The 16,457-nt window shown below is 69.9% G+C and carries 17 protein-coding genes and 1 pseudogene; 11 read left to right on the top strand and 7 right to left on the bottom strand.

The annotated features are described in order from the left end of the window. Positions 1-5: 5 nt before the first annotated feature. Both Pdca_RS24755 and mmsB read right to left on the bottom strand, forming a co-directional pair. The gene (locus tag Pdca_RS24755; RefSeq protein WP_085915643.1) at positions 6-1,469 is read right to left on the bottom strand and encodes an aldehyde dehydrogenase family protein; all 1,464 of its coding nucleotides are present in this window, start codon (positions 1,467-1,469) and stop codon (positions 6-8) included. Positions 1,470-1,504: 35 nt separating this feature from the next. Beyond that, entirely contained in the window at positions 1,505-2,392 is an 888-nt protein-coding gene (gene mmsB / locus Pdca_RS24750; protein WP_085915642.1) for a 3-hydroxyisobutyrate dehydrogenase, read from the bottom strand. A 463-nt stretch (positions 2,393-2,855) separates the two neighbouring features. Here mmsB and Pdca_RS24745 point away from each other — a divergent pair, with 463 nt between their 5' ends. From Pdca_RS24745 to Pdca_RS24720, 7 genes and pseudogenes are all read left to right on the top strand, one after another. Then, positions 2,856-4,205 (top strand): MFS transporter, encoded by a 1,350-nt coding sequence (locus tag Pdca_RS24745; RefSeq protein WP_085915641.1) that lies wholly within the window; start codon positions 2,856-2,858, stop codon positions 4,203-4,205. Between the two features lie 37 nt (positions 4,206-4,242). Further along, positions 4,243-4,581 (top strand): ATP-binding protein, encoded by a 339-nt coding sequence (locus Pdca_RS37830; RefSeq protein ID WP_125911688.1) that lies wholly within the window; start codon positions 4,243-4,245, stop codon positions 4,579-4,581. A 337-nt stretch (positions 4,582-4,918) separates the two neighbouring features. After that, entirely contained in the window at positions 4,919-5,818 is a 900-nt protein-coding gene (locus Pdca_RS24735; protein WP_085915640.1) for a LysR family transcriptional regulator, read from the top strand. 167 nt (positions 5,819-5,985) lie between these two features. Beyond that, a complete protein-coding gene (locus tag Pdca_RS24730) occupies positions 5,986-6,339 on the top strand; it encodes a hypothetical protein (RefSeq protein ID WP_125911541.1) in 354 nt (117 codons plus the stop codon). Between the two features lie 374 nt (positions 6,340-6,713). Continuing rightward, positions 6,714-6,854 (top strand): hypothetical protein, encoded by a 141-nt coding sequence (locus Pdca_RS35765; protein ID WP_158092294.1) that lies wholly within the window; start codon positions 6,714-6,716, stop codon positions 6,852-6,854. A 147-nt stretch (positions 6,855-7,001) separates the two neighbouring features. Next, positions 7,002-8,776, top strand: a pseudogene (locus Pdca_RS38075) (aldehyde dehydrogenase family protein). 92 nt (positions 8,777-8,868) lie between these two features. Then, positions 8,869-9,711: a cupin domain-containing protein gene (locus Pdca_RS24720; RefSeq protein ID WP_085915638.1), complete on the top strand. Its 843-nt coding sequence runs from the start codon at positions 8,869-8,871 to the stop codon at positions 9,709-9,711. 115 nt (positions 9,712-9,826) lie between these two features. Here Pdca_RS24720 and Pdca_RS24715 read toward each other — a convergent pair whose 3' ends face one another. Beyond that, positions 9,827-10,144 (bottom strand): helix-turn-helix domain-containing protein, encoded by a 318-nt coding sequence (locus Pdca_RS24715; RefSeq protein WP_158092293.1) that lies wholly within the window; start codon positions 10,142-10,144, stop codon positions 9,827-9,829. Between the two features lie 68 nt (positions 10,145-10,212). On the opposite strand from Pdca_RS24715, the gene Pdca_RS24710 reads away from it, so the two are divergent. Then, complete coding sequence (locus Pdca_RS24710) at positions 10,213-10,662, top strand: cupin domain-containing protein (RefSeq protein ID WP_085915636.1); 450 nt, start codon at positions 10,213-10,215, stop codon at positions 10,660-10,662. A gap of 71 nt (positions 10,663-10,733) precedes the next feature. Here Pdca_RS24710 and Pdca_RS24705 read toward each other — a convergent pair whose 3' ends face one another. Next, positions 10,734-11,249, bottom strand: a complete 516-nt coding sequence (locus Pdca_RS24705; protein ID WP_197719815.1) for an antibiotic biosynthesis monooxygenase family protein — start codon at positions 11,247-11,249, stop codon at positions 10,734-10,736. A 205-nt stretch (positions 11,250-11,454) separates the two neighbouring features. Between Pdca_RS24705 and pdxR the strand changes: the two genes are divergently transcribed. Then, positions 11,455-12,963, top strand: coding sequence for a MocR-like pyridoxine biosynthesis transcription factor PdxR (gene pdxR, locus Pdca_RS24700; RefSeq protein ID WP_197719814.1), 1,509 nt, complete (start codon positions 11,455-11,457; stop codon positions 12,961-12,963). A gap of 13 nt (positions 12,964-12,976) precedes the next feature. Here the strand turns inward: pdxR and Pdca_RS24695 are convergent, their stop codons facing one another. Together Pdca_RS24695 and Pdca_RS24690 are read right to left on the bottom strand one after the other, a co-directional pair. Continuing rightward, the gene (locus Pdca_RS24695; RefSeq protein WP_085915634.1) at positions 12,977-13,840 is read right to left on the bottom strand and encodes a class I SAM-dependent methyltransferase; all 864 of its coding nucleotides are present in this window, start codon (positions 13,838-13,840) and stop codon (positions 12,977-12,979) included. Between the two features lie 106 nt (positions 13,841-13,946). Then, a complete protein-coding gene (locus Pdca_RS24690) occupies positions 13,947-14,537 on the bottom strand; it encodes a helix-turn-helix domain-containing protein (RefSeq protein WP_085915663.1) in 591 nt (196 codons plus the stop codon). 89 nt (positions 14,538-14,626) lie between these two features. Here Pdca_RS24690 and Pdca_RS24685 point away from each other — a divergent pair, with 89 nt between their 5' ends. Together Pdca_RS24685 and Pdca_RS24680 are read left to right on the top strand one after the other, a co-directional pair. After that, complete coding sequence (locus Pdca_RS24685; protein WP_085915633.1) at positions 14,627-15,712, top strand: NAD(P)/FAD-dependent oxidoreductase; 1,086 nt, start codon at positions 14,627-14,629, stop codon at positions 15,710-15,712. A 31-nt stretch (positions 15,713-15,743) separates the two neighbouring features. Next, entirely contained in the window at positions 15,744-15,947 is a 204-nt protein-coding gene (locus Pdca_RS24680) for a hypothetical protein (protein ID WP_085915632.1), read from the top strand. A 38-nt stretch (positions 15,948-15,985) separates the two neighbouring features. Here Pdca_RS24680 and Pdca_RS24675 read toward each other — a convergent pair whose 3' ends face one another. After that, the gene (locus Pdca_RS24675; RefSeq protein WP_085915631.1) at positions 15,986-16,426 is read right to left on the bottom strand and encodes a MarR family winged helix-turn-helix transcriptional regulator; all 441 of its coding nucleotides are present in this window, start codon (positions 16,424-16,426) and stop codon (positions 15,986-15,988) included. Positions 16,427-16,457: the final 31 nt, after the last annotated feature.

Raw genomic sequence — 16,457 nt, 5'->3', positions numbered from 1 at the left:
CGGCCTCAGCGGGAGGTGTCGACGGAGATGTGCTTGCGCTCGGTGAAGCCCTCCAGCATGCCCTCGAGCGAGAACTCCCGACCGATGCCGCTCTGCTTGTAGCCGCCGTAGGACTGGCCGAGCACCTGGCCTCCACCCTGGTTGACCTGGACCCAGCCGGCGTCGATCGAGTGCGCGGTGCGCAGCGCCTTGCCGATGTCGTGGGTCCAGATGAACGCCGACAGCCCGTAGTGGGTGTCGTTGGCCATCCGGACGACCTCCTCCTCGTCGTCCCACGGGATCACGCACATGACCGGACCGAAGATCTCCTCCTGGGCGATCCGCCACGAGTTCTCGATGCCGACGAAGACGGTGGGCTCGACGTAGAAGCCTTCCGAGAGCGGGCCCTCGGCCGGCGGGCGGCCACCGATCGCGACCCGCGCGTCGTTGCGCGCCAGGCCCTCGTCGATGAAGCTGCAGACCCGGTCGAACTGCTTCTGGTTGACCACTGCGCCCATGTCGGTGGCCTCGTCGAGCGGGTCGCCGACCTTGAGCTTCGCCAGGTGGCCGGTGACCTTCTCGACGAACGAGTCGACGATGGAGCGGTGCACGAACAGCCGCGATCCCGCGGTGCAGGACTGGCCCTGCCGCACGAAGCGCATGCCGGTGACGGTGCCCTGCGCGACCCAGTCCTCGTCGGCGTCGGGGAAGACGATCTGCGGGTTCTTGCCACCGAGTTCGAGCGAGACCGGCACGATCCGCTCGGCCGCGGCCGCCATGACGCGCTTGCCCACCGCGGTGGAACCGGTGAACGACAGCTTGCGCACGGCGGGGTGGGTGATCAGTGCTTCGCCGGCCTCGGTGCCGTAGCCGATCAGCACGTTGAGCACACCGGCCGGGAGGAAGTCGGCGCAGATCCTGGTGATCTCCAGGACGGCGAGCGGCGCGTCCTCGGCTGCCTTGAGCACCAGCGAGTTGCCCGCCGCCAGCGCAGCGGCGATCTTCATCGAGGCGAGCTGCACGGGGGCGTTCCATGGCACGATCGCGCCGACGACGCCGATCGGTTCGCGCCGTGAGTAGTCGAGCACGTGCGCGTTGAGCGGGATCGTCTCGCCCTTGGTCTCACTGGCCACGGAGCCGAAGTAGCGGAAGACGTCGACGGCGTACTGGACCTCCCCGCGGGCCTGGGTCCGCAGTGCGTTGCCGTTCTCCTCGGCGATCTGGCGAGCGATCCGCTCGATGTGCGGCTCGATCGCGTCGGCGATCTGCTGCAGCAGGCGGCCGCGGGCGCGCGGCGCGGTGTCGCGCCAGCCCGGGAACGCCCGGCCGGCCGCATCCACGGCGTCGTCGACGTCCTTCTCGGCGCCGCGCGGGACGCGGGCGATCACCTGGCGGTTGCGGGGGCTGACGACGTCGATCCACTCGCCGTTGCGCGGGCCGACCCAGCTGCCGTTGACGAAGTTGAAGAACTCGGGGGTGGTCGTGCTCATGATGAGGCCTCTTCCGAAAGGTTCTGGGCGAGTGGTCAGTCAGTGACGCCGACGGACTTGATCACCACGGAGGAGTCGAGATGCCCGTGGACCGCGGCGGCCTTGTCGACCTGCTGCTGGGCCCCACAGCCGACGACGAGCTCGACGCCGACGCTCTCGGCAGCCGCGGCGGCGAGCCCGAGGTCCTTGGCCAGCAGGGCGGAGGCGAACTTGGGCGCGTAGTCGTTGTCCGCGGCGGAGCCCTCGACGAGGCCGGGGCGCGGGGTGAAGTTGTGCAGGGCCCAGCAGTTGCCCGACGAGGTGCTCAGAACGTCGAAGAGGCTCTGGTTCGACACCCCGAGCCGCTCGGCGAGAACGAACGCCTCGGACACCGCGACCAGGCTCGCGCCGACGACCATCTGGTTGCAGGCCTTCACGGCCTGACCCGCGCCGGCCGCGCCGACGTGGAAGAACTTCGTGCCCATCGCCTCGAGGACCGGGCGAGCCGCGGCAAGAGCCTCCTCCGCGCCGCCGATCATGAAGGTCAGCGTCGCGTTGGTCGCACCGCCCACACCGCCGGACACCGGTGCGTCGAGCACCAGCAGCCCCCGGTCGGTCGCCGCCGCGTGCAGATCCCGGCTGGTGGCGACATCGATCGAGGACGCGTCGATGACCAGCCCACCAGGCTTGAGAGCGGTCAACGGACCGTGCTCGCCCAGCAGGACGCTGCGCACGTGCTCGCCCCTCGGCAGCATCGTCACCAGTACATCTGCGCCCTCGGCGGCCTCGGTGGCCGAGGCGACGACGGTGACCCCCGCCTGCGTGGCCCTGGTCTTCGCTTCCTCGCCGAGGTCGAATCCTCGAACCGCGTACCCGGCCTCGACCAGGTTCGCCGCCATGGGCCCGCCCATGTTCCCCAGACCGACGAATCCGATGACGCTCATGGTGGTGCTCCGTTCGTGTCGAGTTCCGAGCCACTATCGGTAGATCACGTGTGCACGCTCAAGACGAACTTGGGCACATCAGCTGTGCAGCGATGCACACACCAATCTGAAGCACCCGGCCGGGGCCGGTGACTGGCGCCGCCGGACGCCTCATCCTGTCGATGGTTGCATCACCGCAGGTCGGAGGGATGGCAGCGAGGATTTTCAACGCCCACGCGGTACTTGCAGGCGCGGCATCCGGCGTTGACACCCCCCTGAGGCATGGTTACCGTCCTCACACGGTGGATCCAGGAGTCTGGATGCACACTTCTCGAGCTGCCTCGTATTCCGCCAGTAGCAAAGGAGCGCTGTGTGACTGTGTGCCCTGCTCGATTGCGCCCGCCGGCACTGCTGGAGGTGCGCAGGCGATCGAATCGTCTCGCAATCGGTTCGAGGCGCCGCGGCGTCGTGCGGAGGTGTCCCCGTGCCGACTGGTGACAGCTCCGAGACCGAGGTTCGGGACCGCCTGCGCAAGAAGATCTTGTGGCGGATTTCTCCGTTCCTGGGGTTGATGTACCTGGTCAACTATCTGGATCGAACGAACCTGGCATTCGCAGCTCCGGCTGGAATGAATGCCGACCTGGGGCTCACCGCCGCCATGTTCGGCCTCGCATCGGGGATCTTCTTCCTCGGCTACCTGCTCTTCGAGGTTCCGAGCAACTTGGCGCTGCACCGGTACGGCGCGCGTCGGTGGCTGGCGCGGATCCTCGTGAGCTGGGGGATGGTCGCCTCTCTGATGGCCTTCGTGCCGAATGCCGGCAGTTTGTATGTGATGCGACTGCTGCTCGGTATCGCAGAGGCGGGATTCGCGCCGGGCGTATTGTTGTATCTGACCTATTGGTTCACGAAGCGCGACCGCGTCCGTGCGATGGCGCTCTTTCTGGTGGCGATACCTCTCACCTCCGTCATCGGTGCCCCTATTGCAGGAATGCTGATCCAATGGGGAGACAGCATCATTCCCGGCTTCGCCGGTTGGCGGTTCATGATTCTCATGACAGGACTCCCCGCAATCGTGCTCGGCGTCATCTGCTGGTTCTACCTCACCGACCGCCCCGCGGACGCGAAGTGGCTGACCGAACACGAGAAGGCCCTTTTGTCTGCGGATCTGGCCGAGGAGCAGGGTGATACCACGAAGTCCCACCGGGTGCGCGACGCGCTCTTGCAGCCGCGGGTCTGGCTCCTGGGCATGATGTATTTCGGCGTGCTCTACGGAATGTATGCGATCGGGTTCTTCCTGCCGACGATCATCGCAGGCTTCCAGGAGACCTTCGGAGTCGAGTACTCGACTCTCGAGGTCGGTTTGCTGACCGCTGTTCCTTACGGTTTCGCAGCGATCGGTATGGTTCTGTGGGCTCGGCACTCGGACCTGTCGAACGAGGTGGTCAGGCACTTTGCCGTTCCGGCTCTGGTGGGTGCGGTTGGCATCCTGATTGCGATGTATGCCAACAGTCCCTTCCTGTCGATGGTGGGCGTCACCATCGCCGCGACTGGAATCCTGAGTTCCATGCCACCCTTCTGGGGGATGCCGACCAGGTTGCTGACCGGAGCGGCCGCAGCCAGTGGGATCGCGTTGGTCAACACACTCGGAAACGCCTCGGGCTTTCTTGGTCCGGTGCTCACCGGGTGGCTCGCTGATGTGACAGGAGACAACCGCAGCGGAATGTGGGTGATCCTGGCCTTCTTGTTCCTGTCTGCGGTGGTGTCGATCATCGTGTTCCGGTCCATGTTCAGCACGCCGGACCGAGCCGATGAGTTCGAGGAGCGAACTGTCTGACGAGCGCCTCCGGTCTCTCGATATCGCGAGACCCTGACTGGCGTCGGGTGGCGCTCCGGCGGGTGCCTGCCGCCCGGGGCGTCGACCGGCGCTGCGTCCGGAGAGGTCGGCGCCGAAGCGGGCTCGCGGCGGCCTCGGGGTCTGTACCGGTTCCCGAATCGGCAGGGGGTCGACGTTCCGGAAGGTCCTGGCCGGCGCCGATGGCAACGCTGTGCACCTGTTCGAGCGGGAATGCTCCGTGCAGCGCCGGGGCCGGCAGGTCGTCGAGATCCTTCCGGCGCCGACCTCTGATGGAGCTGCCGTAGCTGCGGCCCTGACCGCTGATCACCGATGCGGTGATCCCGACAGCGGTGAACGCGGCCGCGGCACGTTGTGATGCTGCGGAGAGATTGGTGACCTCGCTCGCCGCGACGGTGGGGGCGTGATCCGGCGATGGCGGGCCCGGGGAGGATCTCCCGGGCCCGCCATCGCCGTGCGGTGGTGCCGGCCGGTGCGTGCTGCGTCGCCACCGGGCCGCGTGCCCGCCGATGATCATCAGGACGATCGCGCCGGGGGCGTCGGCCGGATGCGGTGGCGGCCTCCTCGCCGAGGTCGAGTCCCCGAATCTCGTACCCGGGTTCGACCAGGATCGCCATGTCCGCAGGGTCGCCGAATACGGTATGCGTGCACACTCAAGGCGAACTCGGGCGCGTCCTGCGTGCAACGATGCACACATGAACCTGGAGGATCTCCGCTACTTCCTGGAGCTCACCCGGTACGGGCGTCTGACCGTCGCCGCGCAGCGCATGGCCGTGGAGCACACGACGATCCGACGGCGGATCACCGGCCTGGAGAAGCAGCTCGGGCAACGGCTGTTCGACAAGACCGCGCAGGGCTGGACGCCCACCGCCGCGGGCCGTCGTCTGCTGCCCTACGCGCAGCGCATCGAGGCCGAGGCCGATGCCGCACGAAGCGCCGTCTCCGACGACAGGCACAGTCCGCGTGGCACCGTGCGGATCGTGGCCACCGACGGATTCGGGGGATCGGTCATCGCGCCGGGCCTGAAGAGGTTGCGCCGGCAGCACCCCGGAATCGAGGTGGAGCTGGTGACCAAGAGCCATCTTCTCGACTACGGCGTAGGGGAGTTCGACCTGGCCGTCACCATCCATCGCCCCGAACGCCCCGGCTTCAAGGTCGACCATCTGTGCGACTACGACCTGCGCCTCTACGGAAGTCCGGGCTATCTCGCCGAGCGTGCCCGGATCCGGGAACCGGAGGATCTGGCCGACCACGACATGGTGTGGTTCGTCGCCTCGCTGCTCGATCTGCCCGAGCTCCAGAGCGCGGAGGACATCGCTGCCCAGGCCAACGTCGTGTTCCGGACGACGAACCTGTTCGCCCAGGTCGAAGCCGCTGCTGCGGGGATCGGCCTGGGGCTGGTGCCCTGTTTCCTCGCCGACGGCGACGACCGGCTGCGTCCCGTGCTGCACGACCGGATCTCCGCGCGCCGGAGCTTCTGGGTGATCACTCCGAACCGGCTGCTCAACACCGAGCGGATCGCGATCGTGGCCGAGCACCTGGCGGAGACCGCTCGGCTCGCGGCAGCTCGGCTCATCCCGCCGGCGGTGGCATGACCGCAGGTCGGGGCTGAGACGGCCGGCCGGGGTTCTGGTCGTCGCGGGCGACGTGTGCGCCGGTGTCGACGCCTGTGCATGACCACCTCTGCTTTAATCCTGGATCCAGGAGTCTGGATGCGTCGAGATTGGTTCGCTACGCATCTCGCCGGTGCATGGAGGAGTCGATGATGCTTCCGCTGGTCGAGTCCGACCGCGTCGCGCGTGAGATGCACGCGTTGTCCGAGGTGCTGTTCCTGCTCGACGCGTGCGTGGTGAGCGTGGCCGCGCTGACGGCGGCACGGGTGGCGTTCGGGCGGCCCGACGATCAGCTGTACGCGTGGGCGGCCGGGGTCGTCCTGAGCGCCTGCGCGACATTCGCCGCCCGGGTCGTTCCGGGCGTCGACGGTCCGCTCTTCATGCGTCTGGTCCCGGTGCTGTCGATCGCCCTGGTCACGACCGGATTCGCGATCCGGGGCTCGTGGCCCGAGAGGCGAGGCCCGACCGGCGGGACAGGTGGATTCTCCACCGGCTCGTCCTGACCGACGGTCGGTGGAGACCTGTCGCTCGGGTCCGGGGGCTGCGGGGCCCGGGCTCTCCGGCGGGCCGCTCCGTGTCCGGGGCCGGGGCGGACGTTCGTCCGGCGCTGTTCGCGGAGCGCCTCGTGGGTGGACGCTCCGTCGTGGTCGTCCGGGCCGCACTGTCGCCGGCCATGTTGCGAACAGATCTCACGTGGCTCCCTCGCTCGGCCCCGAATTGGCTCTGGCGTACCTGGCCGGCTTGGCTAATGTGAGGGAACCAACAGGCCGTCCATGAACGACGGCTCGGTGGCAGCATCCGCACGATCGAGCGGCGCCCCGGGTGTCGTCGCGACACCGCCGGGCTTGCCGCCCACCCACCACGAAGGGAGGCTGTCGTGCCGACCCACCCGGGCATGCAGGACGAGCGGTTCGCCGGCCCGGACGCCTTCGGGGCGTCCGACGTGATCCCCGCCGTCACTCAGGGCAAGATCAAGATCGGAGACACCGTGGAAGGCCGACGCCCCGTCCCGGTGTGAGCGGTCGGCCGCGTCGCCGAGGTGGGCTCCTGCTGTCGCAGTCCTCGCCGCATCTCCCGGGTCTCGGTGGCGGAGCTCCACGAGTCCTCGACCAGCATGTGTGTAGTGGCCGGTTCGTCTCGGCACTGAATTTCAGCTCGTAGCAAGATGTTGACGATCATATCGGGATGTGGCTACGGTCACATCCGGGATCCAGGAGACTGGATTCATAACCCAGATCTCCGAAAAGCCCCGAGATCGTGCGTGTCCGCTCGATCCGGGCCTCGGAGAGGCGTGGGCGACGACTACGCCATCCATTCCGGCCAAGGCCGCGCGACCGGCCGGGATGGGGAGTCCTCGCCACACCGCTCACATTCGCCACCGGCAACTCCGCCGCCATCACCAGGAGGACAGATGTCCCTCGCCAGCGTGCGACACGCCCTCACGCTCGACTCGGACGCGCGCACCACCGGCCCGGCCGCGCTGTTCATCGACGGCCGGTTCGGCCCCGCGACCGCCGGGGCAACGTTCCCGACGGTCGACCCGAACACCGGCCGCACCATCGCGGAGATTCCGCGCGCCGACGGCACCGATGTCGACCGCGCCGTGGCGGCCGCCAAGCGGGTCGCGGTCGAGTGGCAGTTCACCGACGCGATCGCCCGGGCAGGCCTGCTGCGGACCCTGGCGGGGCTGGTCACCGAACACGCCGACGAGCTCGCCCGGATCGAGGCGCTCGACTCGGGGCACTACCTGTCGAAGGCACAGGACCTGGTCGCGGCCATTCCGCTCTGGCTCGAGTACTGGGCCGGTCTCGCCGACAAGGTCGGCGGCCGGACGATCGAGGTACCGGGCAACAAGCTGTCGTTCACCCTGCTCGAGCCGCTCGGCGTCACCGCGCACATCGTTCCCTGGAACTACCCGCTGCTGGTGATGGTCCGGTCGATCGCCCCGGCGCTCGCGCTCGGCAACACCGTCGTCGTCAAGCCGGCCGAGGACACCTCGCTCTCGGCGTGCAAGTTCGCCGAGCTGGTCCAGGAGGCGGGCTTCCCGGACGGCGTGTTCAACGTCGTCACCGGTTCGGCGCCGAGGCCGGAGCGTCACTGGTCGCGCACCCGGACGTCGCGGGCATCACCTTCACCGGCTCCACCGAGACCGGCAAGACCGTCGCGAAGCTGGCGGCCGACCACGTCGCCCAGGTCAACCTGGAGCTCGGCGGGAAGAGCCCGACGGTGGTCTTCCCGGATGCGGACCTCGACGACGCCGTCGAGCTCGCCATCCAGGGCTTCTGCTCGCACGCCGGTCAGGTCTGCGTCGCCGGAACCAGGTTGTTCGTGCATGCCGACGTCCGGGAGGAGTTCCTCGCCAAGCTCACCGCGCGGCTGAGCACGACCCGGGTCGGCGACGGGTTCGACCAGCGGACCGAGATGGGACCGCTGATCTCGAAGAAGCAGTACGACCGGGTCCGGGAGTACATCGAGATCGGCAAGTCCGAGGCCACCCTGTTCCACGGCGGCGGACGCCCGGACGGCGTCGGGGATGACGGGTACTTCGTGGAGCCGACGGTGTTCGTCGACGTCGCCCACGACGCCCGGATCGCCCGCGAGGAGATCTTCGGCCCGGTCGCATCGGTGCACTCCTGGACGACCGAGGACGAGCTGGTCGACGCCGTCAACGACTGCATCTACGGGCTGTTCGCGGTGCTGCTGGGCTCGGACATCAAGCGGCTGCTCTCCACGGCACGCCGGCTCCAGGTCGGCGGCGTGATGATCAACGAGTGGTTCGGCGAGCTGCCGATGACCCCGCACGGCGGACACAAGCAGTCCGGCACCGGCCGTGAGGAGGGCCTCGAGGCCGTCCACGGATACACGCAGGTCAAGCACGTGAGCGTCAACCTCGACGCGTCGCTGCGTGCGGGCTCCAACTGGGTCGACGCACCGCTGTAGGACCGCGTCCGCACCCTCCGGATTCGAGGTGCCGGTCCCGCCCCGGGACGGCACTCCGTCAAGTTTCGACCCATCTACGAAGGAGTAGGTTGATGACTGCTGCAACTCAGACGGCCTTCTACCACGGCCACCGCAACCTCAACCCGGCCGGCGAGTGGACCCCGTTCGAGTGGGAGGACCCCAAGCACGGCTCGCAGGCGAAGGGCGAGGTCGTCGTGATCCGCCCCGAGGGCACCTCGGGGTCGCTCATGTCGGGCCTGTGGCGGACGGGCCACCAGATCGCCGGCTGCGAGGCCGACGGATCCTGCGACGTGGTGTACTCCGCGCCGCTCGGCGACGAGACCATGGTCATCCTCGAGGGGTCGGCCACGATCACCGAGACCGCGACCGGCCGCAAGCACGAGATCGCGGCCGGCACGATCCTGAGCCACCCCAAGCACGTCGACCTCCACTGGGAGATCCGCGAGCCGTTCCTCAAGAAGTTCTGGGTGATGTGGGACAGCCCGAACCCCGCCACCCCGAAGGACGAGCTCGTCGTCGCCCACATCAGCGACGACCGGCCCGGCGAGTGGACCCCGTTCGAGTGGGACGAGCCCGAGCACGGCCGCCAGGTCGCCGGTGAGCTGCTCACCATCCGCGACACCGGCTCCACCGGCACCTACATGTGCGGCCTGTGGCGGACCGGGGTCGGCATCGCCGGGTGCAACCCGGACGGCACCGCCACGATCCGCTACACGGCTCCCCTCGGCGACGAGACGATCCTGTTGCTCGAGGGGCAGGTCCACGTCAAGAACGAGGCGACGGGGGAGGAGTTCGACTTCGCCGCGGGCGATGTCATCGGCTTCGCCTCGGGGACCCCGGTCACCTGGACCTCGAAGACCCCGTACGTGAAGAAGTTCTGGGTCATCACGAACGAAGCGGTGCCGACCGCCTGATCCACGGTTCCCCCGCCGCGGACACCGGCGGGGGAACGGCCCCGCCGCGGATCCGGTGATGTCACCGGACCCGCTGCGGGGCCTCGCCGTGCTCCGGCCACGGCTGCAGGGCGGTTCACCGGCGGGCGCGGAGCCGGCACTCCCGTGGCGTCAGACCGAACCGCGCGGTGAACTCCCGGCTGAAGAACGAGGCGTTGGTGAAGCCGTGCTGCGCGGCGACCTGGTGGATCGGCAGGTCGCCACCGCCCGGTGCGGACAGCGCCCGCCGGCACGCGTCGAGACGGCGGGCCTTGATCCAACCGGCGACGGTCATGTCGTGGCGGGCGAACAGGCGGTGCAGCGTGCGGGTGGAGATGTAGAGCTCCCGCGCGATGCACCCGGCATCGAGTCCGGGGCGGGTCAGGTTGTCCTGCACGAACTCCTGCACCTGCACGAGCAGGTCGTGCTGCGGGTCGACCGGGAGGTGCCCGGCTGTCTGATGGTGGTCGGTGGAAGTACTGGGTGATCTGGGACGGCACCGACGTGAACCCCGCCGCGCCGACGAAGGTCACGGTCGTCAACCACAACGACAACCCGCAGGAGTGGTCCGAGTACCACTTCACCGAGCCCGCCGAGGGGCCGCAGGTGGCGGGGGAGCTGTTCTTCATCCGGGAGGGCGGCTCCACCGGCACGCACCTGAGCGGGATGTGGCGCTCGGGCAAGGGGATCGCCGGCTCGGACACCGACCCGGACGGCACGCTGCGGACGCCGTACACGGGGGTGCTGGGTCACGAGACGATCCTGCTGCTGGAGGGGGAGGTCGAGGTCCGCGAGACCGAGTCCGGGCGGGTGACGAACTACCGTGCGGGCGACCTGATCGGTCTCAACTCGGGCCAGCACATCACCTGGACGTCGAAGGGGTCGTTCACCAAGAAGCTCTGGGTGATCACCACGGACCGGCTTCCGGAGTGACGGTCTGCTGCCGGTCCGTTCGCGGACCGGCAGCAGACCTGTCTCCGGCGCCCGGCTCGGTGTCGGGACCGTCAGGACCGCGCGGGCTCCTGCTCCGTGCCGGCCTCGGCGCTGCCGCCGTTCGAGGGACCGTCGAGCTGGTCGAGCGGGACGTCCTTGAACACCGCGAAGCTCGACGGCTGTTCGGTCATGTACGGGAAATGGAAACCGCACTTGGGGCACTGCTCACGCAGTACGGCCTGTTCCTGGGCGAGTTCGTACTTCTTGTCCTGCAATTCGTTACAGCAGGGACAGATGCGCAGCAGCCGCGTTCCGACCAGTTCGAAGTTCGTGATGATGTCTTCCATGATCGCGCCGTTGGCCGCCCAGGCCTTCGCGTGCTTGTGGTAGGTGTCGGTGTGCCAGTCGTAGAGCGCTTCCTTGCTGGTCCAGAAGCTGCACTCGTTGTACCAGCTCCGGTCGTCGGGGTGCTCCCACCAGGTCAGGTGCAGGAATCCCGGGAGCTGCATCAGGTGGTGGCGGGTGTCGCCGAAGACCACCTTGAACTTCTCGTAGGCGTCCGGGCTGGAGAATCGGACACGTTGCATGCTGAGGTAGATGGGCACGGTTTCGGATCTCCTCGAGATGGGTGGCGACGTCGTCGGGAATCGACCGGCGGGCGCCCGCATGCGGCGGTGCCGTGTTGCGGGTCGATGACATTCTGAGTGTTTTTCTGGCCACCGGTTGGTTCCTGAGATTAGCGTTCACTCATGGGTTCGCCAGAGCCAATTCACGAGTGGGCAAGGGAGCCACGTGAGACCTGTCGGTAACACCCCGGAGGGCGACGGGCACCTGACCGCTGCCGGCGGCGCGGGCCCCGTGCCGGCGTACAAGGCGTTGTACGAGCAGCTCCGTACCGCCATCCTGAGCGGGCAGTTCGCGGCCGGAACCCGTCTTCCCCCCAGTCGCTCGCTCGCCGAGGAGACTGGCCTGTCGCGTAACACCGTGCTCGCGGCCTTCGACCAGCTCCGGTCCGAGGGATACATCGACGGCCGGCAGGGATCGGGGACCTACGTCGCCCGGATCCTGCCCGAGCAGATGACCACCGCGGAGCCTGCCGCCGGTCCGCGGTCGACCGCGGCGGCGCCGCGGGCCCGGCTGTCGGCCCGGGGGGAGCGGCTGGTGCGGACCCGGCGGGTGCCGCTGCCCGCGGTGCTGGGCAGCAGGCCGCGCGGCACGTCGTTCCTGATCGGTCTCCCCGCGCTGGACGCCTTCCCGTTCGAGACCTGGGCGAAGCTGCAGGCGTCCCGGTTCCACCGGTCGGCGCCGCAGCTGATGCGCTACGACGACCCGGTCGGTTACCGGCCGCTGCGGGAGGCGATCGCGGGCTACATCGGCACGGCGCGCGGGGTGCACTGCACCGCCGACCAGGTCCTGATCACGACCGGATCGCAGCAGGCGCTGGAGTTCTGTGCCCGGATGCTGCTCGATCCCGGTGACGCCGCGTGGCTGGAGGACCCCGGCTACCTCGGCGCCCGCGCGGCCCTGGTCTCGGCCGGTGCGCGGATCGTGCCGGTCCCGGTCGATGCCGACGGCCTCGACGTCGCTGCCGGGACCCGGTGCGAGCCGGCAGCCCGGCTGGCCGTGGTGACCCCGTCGCACCAGTTCCCGCTGGGACACACGATGTCGCTACCGCGCAGGTTGTCGCTCATCGACTGGGCGAACGACCACGACGCGTGGATCGTCGAGGACGACTACGACGCCGAGTTCCGGTACGTGGGCAGGCCGCACGCCGCGCTGGCCGCCATCGACCCGCTGCACCGGGTCATCTACGTCGGCACCTTCAGCAAGGTGCTGTTCCCCGGGCTGCGGCTCGGTTACGTCATCGCCCCGCCCGAGCTGGTGGACGCGTTCGCCGCCGCGCACCTGAGCGCCGACATGCACGCCCATCTGATCGATCAGGCGGTCGTCGCCGACTTCATCGATCAGGGGCACTTCGCCCGCCATCTGCGCAGGATGCGCGTGCTCTACGACGAGCGCCAGCACGATCTGGTGCGCCGGGTACAGGCCGCCGATCTCCCGCTCGATCTCGCTCCGTCGAAGGGGGGCCTGCATCTGGTCGCGCGTCTCGAGGGCGATCGTGACGACCGGGCGGTGGCCCGCGCGGCGCTCCGCCAGGGGGTGCACGTGTGGCCGTTGTCCTCGCACTACATCGGCGACCCGCAGGATCAGGCGTTGCTGCTCGGCTACGCCGGGACGACTCCGGCGGACATGCGCACCGGGGTGGAGGTGCTGGCCGACGCCCTCGGCCGGCGCCGCTGACCGCTCCGGCCGCTCACGGGCGGGCGAGCAGCACGGAGCGGGTGGTGCGGACGACGAGATCGTCGCGCCGGGTGACTGCGGCGGGGTCGCCGTCGTCGAGGAGCCTGTCGAGTGCGGCGAGGTCGGCGGCCGGCAGATCGTCGGCCAGCGCCCGTCGCATGCCACCCAGGACGAGCAGCGCGTAGCGGCCGACGACGCCGGCCGGTGGCCGGGGGTTGTCGACGGTCAGGGTGCGGTCGCTCTCGATCGTGTAGCCCGCCGCGGCGATGACGGGGCCCCAGTCCGCTCCGCGGTGCGGCACGTGCGCGTTCACGCGCCGATCGGCGGCGTCGTGGCAGCGATCCTCCAGGCCGGGGCGCTCGACCGGCACATCCGCCGGCAGGAACCGAGGCGGCCCGGCGAGTTCCAGGACGGCGAGCAGGCCGTCGGGGGTCAGCAGTGCGCGAACCCGCTCCAGGGCCGCCGACGGGTCGCTCAGGTGGTGCAGCGAGGCCGAGGCCCACACCAGGTCGGCGGGTGCGAGATCGGGCCATGCGCCGTTCAGATCGGCCCGGACCGTCTTGACGCGATCGCTCACCCCCGCCTGCTCGGCCTTGTGCTGCAGTCGCCGCAGGTGTTCGGCGGAGGCGTCGACGGCGACCACCCGGGCGTCGGGGAACCGCTCCAGCAGGGCGAAGGTGCCCGCGCCGGTGCCGGCGCCCAGGTCGACGATCCGCACGGGGGCCGTGCGCACCGGCAGCGATGCGACGATCGCGGCGATCTGCTCGCCCAGCAGGTCGGCGTCGAGATCGAGTATCTCGCCGACGTCGTGGCCGTGCGGGTCGTCGTGGGGGGTGCCGTGCGGGGAGTCGTGGTCGGAACGTGCGCTACCGGTCATGGCCGCGACGCTAACCAGTACATGCCTGTGGTGCACACCGTATTGCGGGAACGGCAAGGGATGTCGATGCCGGGTTGCGGACCGGGCACCCGGGACGCCCGGCCGGTCAGTGCGTCGGGGCCGCGGGTTGCTCGTCGAGGTCCTGGCGGTGTCCGCGGCGGGCGTCGCGGTCGAAGACGATCAGAACGTCGACCGGGCCGCCCGCGCTGCCGATCGCGTGCGGCAGCATCGTGGGGAACTCCGCCGCCTGGTTGGTCTCGACCCGCAGGCGTCGCTCCCCGAGCGCGAGGATCGCCGTGCCGGACAGGACGACGAACCACTCGTGGCCGGAGTGGGCCCGGAGCCGGGCGGTGTTCTCCGGGGGCGGGTCGGTGATCCGGCGGCGCACGACCGTCAGGTCCGGCTTGGCTGCGATCGACCAGCGGCGCTGACTGTGGCTGCCCTCGATCATCGGGCTGCTCACGACGTTCTCGTCGGCGGCCTCGACGAGCTGGTCCAGCGAGGTGTCCAGAGCTCTGGCGAGTGTGACGAGCTGGTCCAGGGCGAGGCGGCGGCGGCCGGTCTCGATCCGGCTCAGCGAGGACGGGCTCATGTTCGCGCGCGAGGCCAGCTCGTCCAGTGACCACCCGTGGGCGACGCGCAGTGCGCGGAGCCGGTTGCGCACCAGGCCGTCCAGCTCGCCAGTTTCTTGCGTCATCGGCATGACTGTATGCGGTTACGGCACGGCGGGTCCAGTATGGCGTCATCAGGGCCGCGCCGGCGGCCCGTTCGTCCCGGGAGGATTCGATGTCATCACCCACCCCCACACCGGACGCGTTCTCCGACGCCGGCCGGCTCGCCGGTTCCACGGTCGACGTCGTCGTGGTCGGCGGCGGGGCCGCCGGTCTGAACGGTGCGCTGATGCTGGCGCGCTCGCGTCGCTCGGTCGTCGTGGTCGACGGCGGGAACCCGCGCAACGCCCCCGCCGAGGCGGTGCACGGCCTGTTCGCCCACGACGGCACGCCGCCCGCCGAGTTGCTGCGCCGTGGGCGGGCCGAGGTGCGCGACTACGGCGGGATCGTGGTGCGCGACGAGGTCTCGGCGGTCCGGCCCGCACCGTTCTCCGCCGAAGGTGATCCCCGCTTCGACGTGGTCCTGGCCGGGGGCGCTCGGCTCCGCGCCCGCCGGATCCTGGTCGCGACCGGCCTGCGCGACGAGCTGCCGGAGATCCCCGGGCTGGTCGAACACTGGGGCCGCGGCGTCGTCCACTGCCCGTACTGTCACGGCTGGGAGGTGCGCGACGAGCCGATCGCGGTACTCGCCACCGGGCCCGCGTCGATCCACCACGTGCTGCTGTTCCGTCAGCTCAGCGACGACATCGTCTACTTCACCCGCGGCACCGACCTCGACGACGACACCCGCGACCGGTTCGCCGCGCGGGGAGTGCGGGTGGTCGAGACCCCGGTGGCCGCGATCGAGTCCGGCTCGGAGGGCATCACCGGTGTCCGGCTCACCGACGGCACCGTGGTGGCCCGGCGGGTGGTCGCCGTGGCGACGAGGATGATCGCCCGGACCGACGGGGTGGACGGCCTGGGCCTGACACTCGTGGATCATCCCGGCGGGATGGGCCGCGGGTTCGCGACCGGGGCGGCCGGGACCACCTCGGTGCCCGGGGTGTGGGTCGCGGGCAACGCCACCGACCTCGCCGCCCAGGTCGGTGCGAGCGCGGCGGCCGGCGCGCTGGCCGGTGCGCACATCAACGCCGATCTCGCCGTGGCCGACACCGACGCGGCACTGGCCGCCTCGCGGGTCCCGCCGTTCTCGCCGTCCGCCGAGGGTGTGGTGAGCGAGCTCGTCCTGGGGGAGCGCAGGCACGGGCTGGAGCCGGTGTAGGCGATGTCGCCCAGCCGTCGACGAACTCGTCGTGGACGAGTCGGGGGCTCCCGGGACGTCCCACGTCGTCGCTGCGGTCTCCTTCTCCTGGCGTGGCGCGACGACCATCCCGATGCGCGCGCTGGAGTGGTTCACCATCCGGCACGGCAGGGTGTCGGAGATCAGGGTGTTCCTGTGGGACACCGGTGCCGCGGTGTCCGCACTCGGCGGAGACGGACCACCCGCCACGACGTGACCGTCGCGGCGCGCCGGAATCCACCGCATCGGTGCCACTCATCGGTCGATCTCGTGGGACCGGGAGATGAGGTCGGCCATCGCGGTGTGCAGGTCGTCGCGCCGCTGCCGGCTCCAGCCCACGGTCAGCTCGTCGAAGATCTCCTCCTGCCCGGCATGGGCCTGCCGCAGGGCGGAGCGTCCGGCGGGCGTGACGGACGCCTCGCGGCGGCGGGCGTCCGACGGTGCGGCCGTCGACGCGAGGTAGCCGGCGTCGACCGCGCGCCTGATCAGGCGCGAGGCACCGCTCTGGTCGATGCCGATCTCCTCGGCGACCGCGTTCACCGTCGGTGGGACCGCACGATCGGCCAGTGCGGCCACGGCCTCGGTGACCAGGATCAACCGTCCCTGCTCGGCGGCGGATCCGTCACCCGACGCCGCGCGGCGGGACCAGTGCCGGACGAAGCCGAACAGCAGCCGGCCCGTTCCCCGTCCGGTCATTCGGTCGCGGCCAGCTTGCGGTAGAGGTACG

It is taken from the genome of Pseudonocardia autotrophica (assembly GCF_003945385.1).
Taxonomy (GTDB): Bacteria; Actinomycetota; Actinomycetes; order Mycobacteriales; family Pseudonocardiaceae; genus Pseudonocardia; species Pseudonocardia autotrophica.
This window is presented reverse-complemented; position numbering and strand designations above follow the sequence as displayed.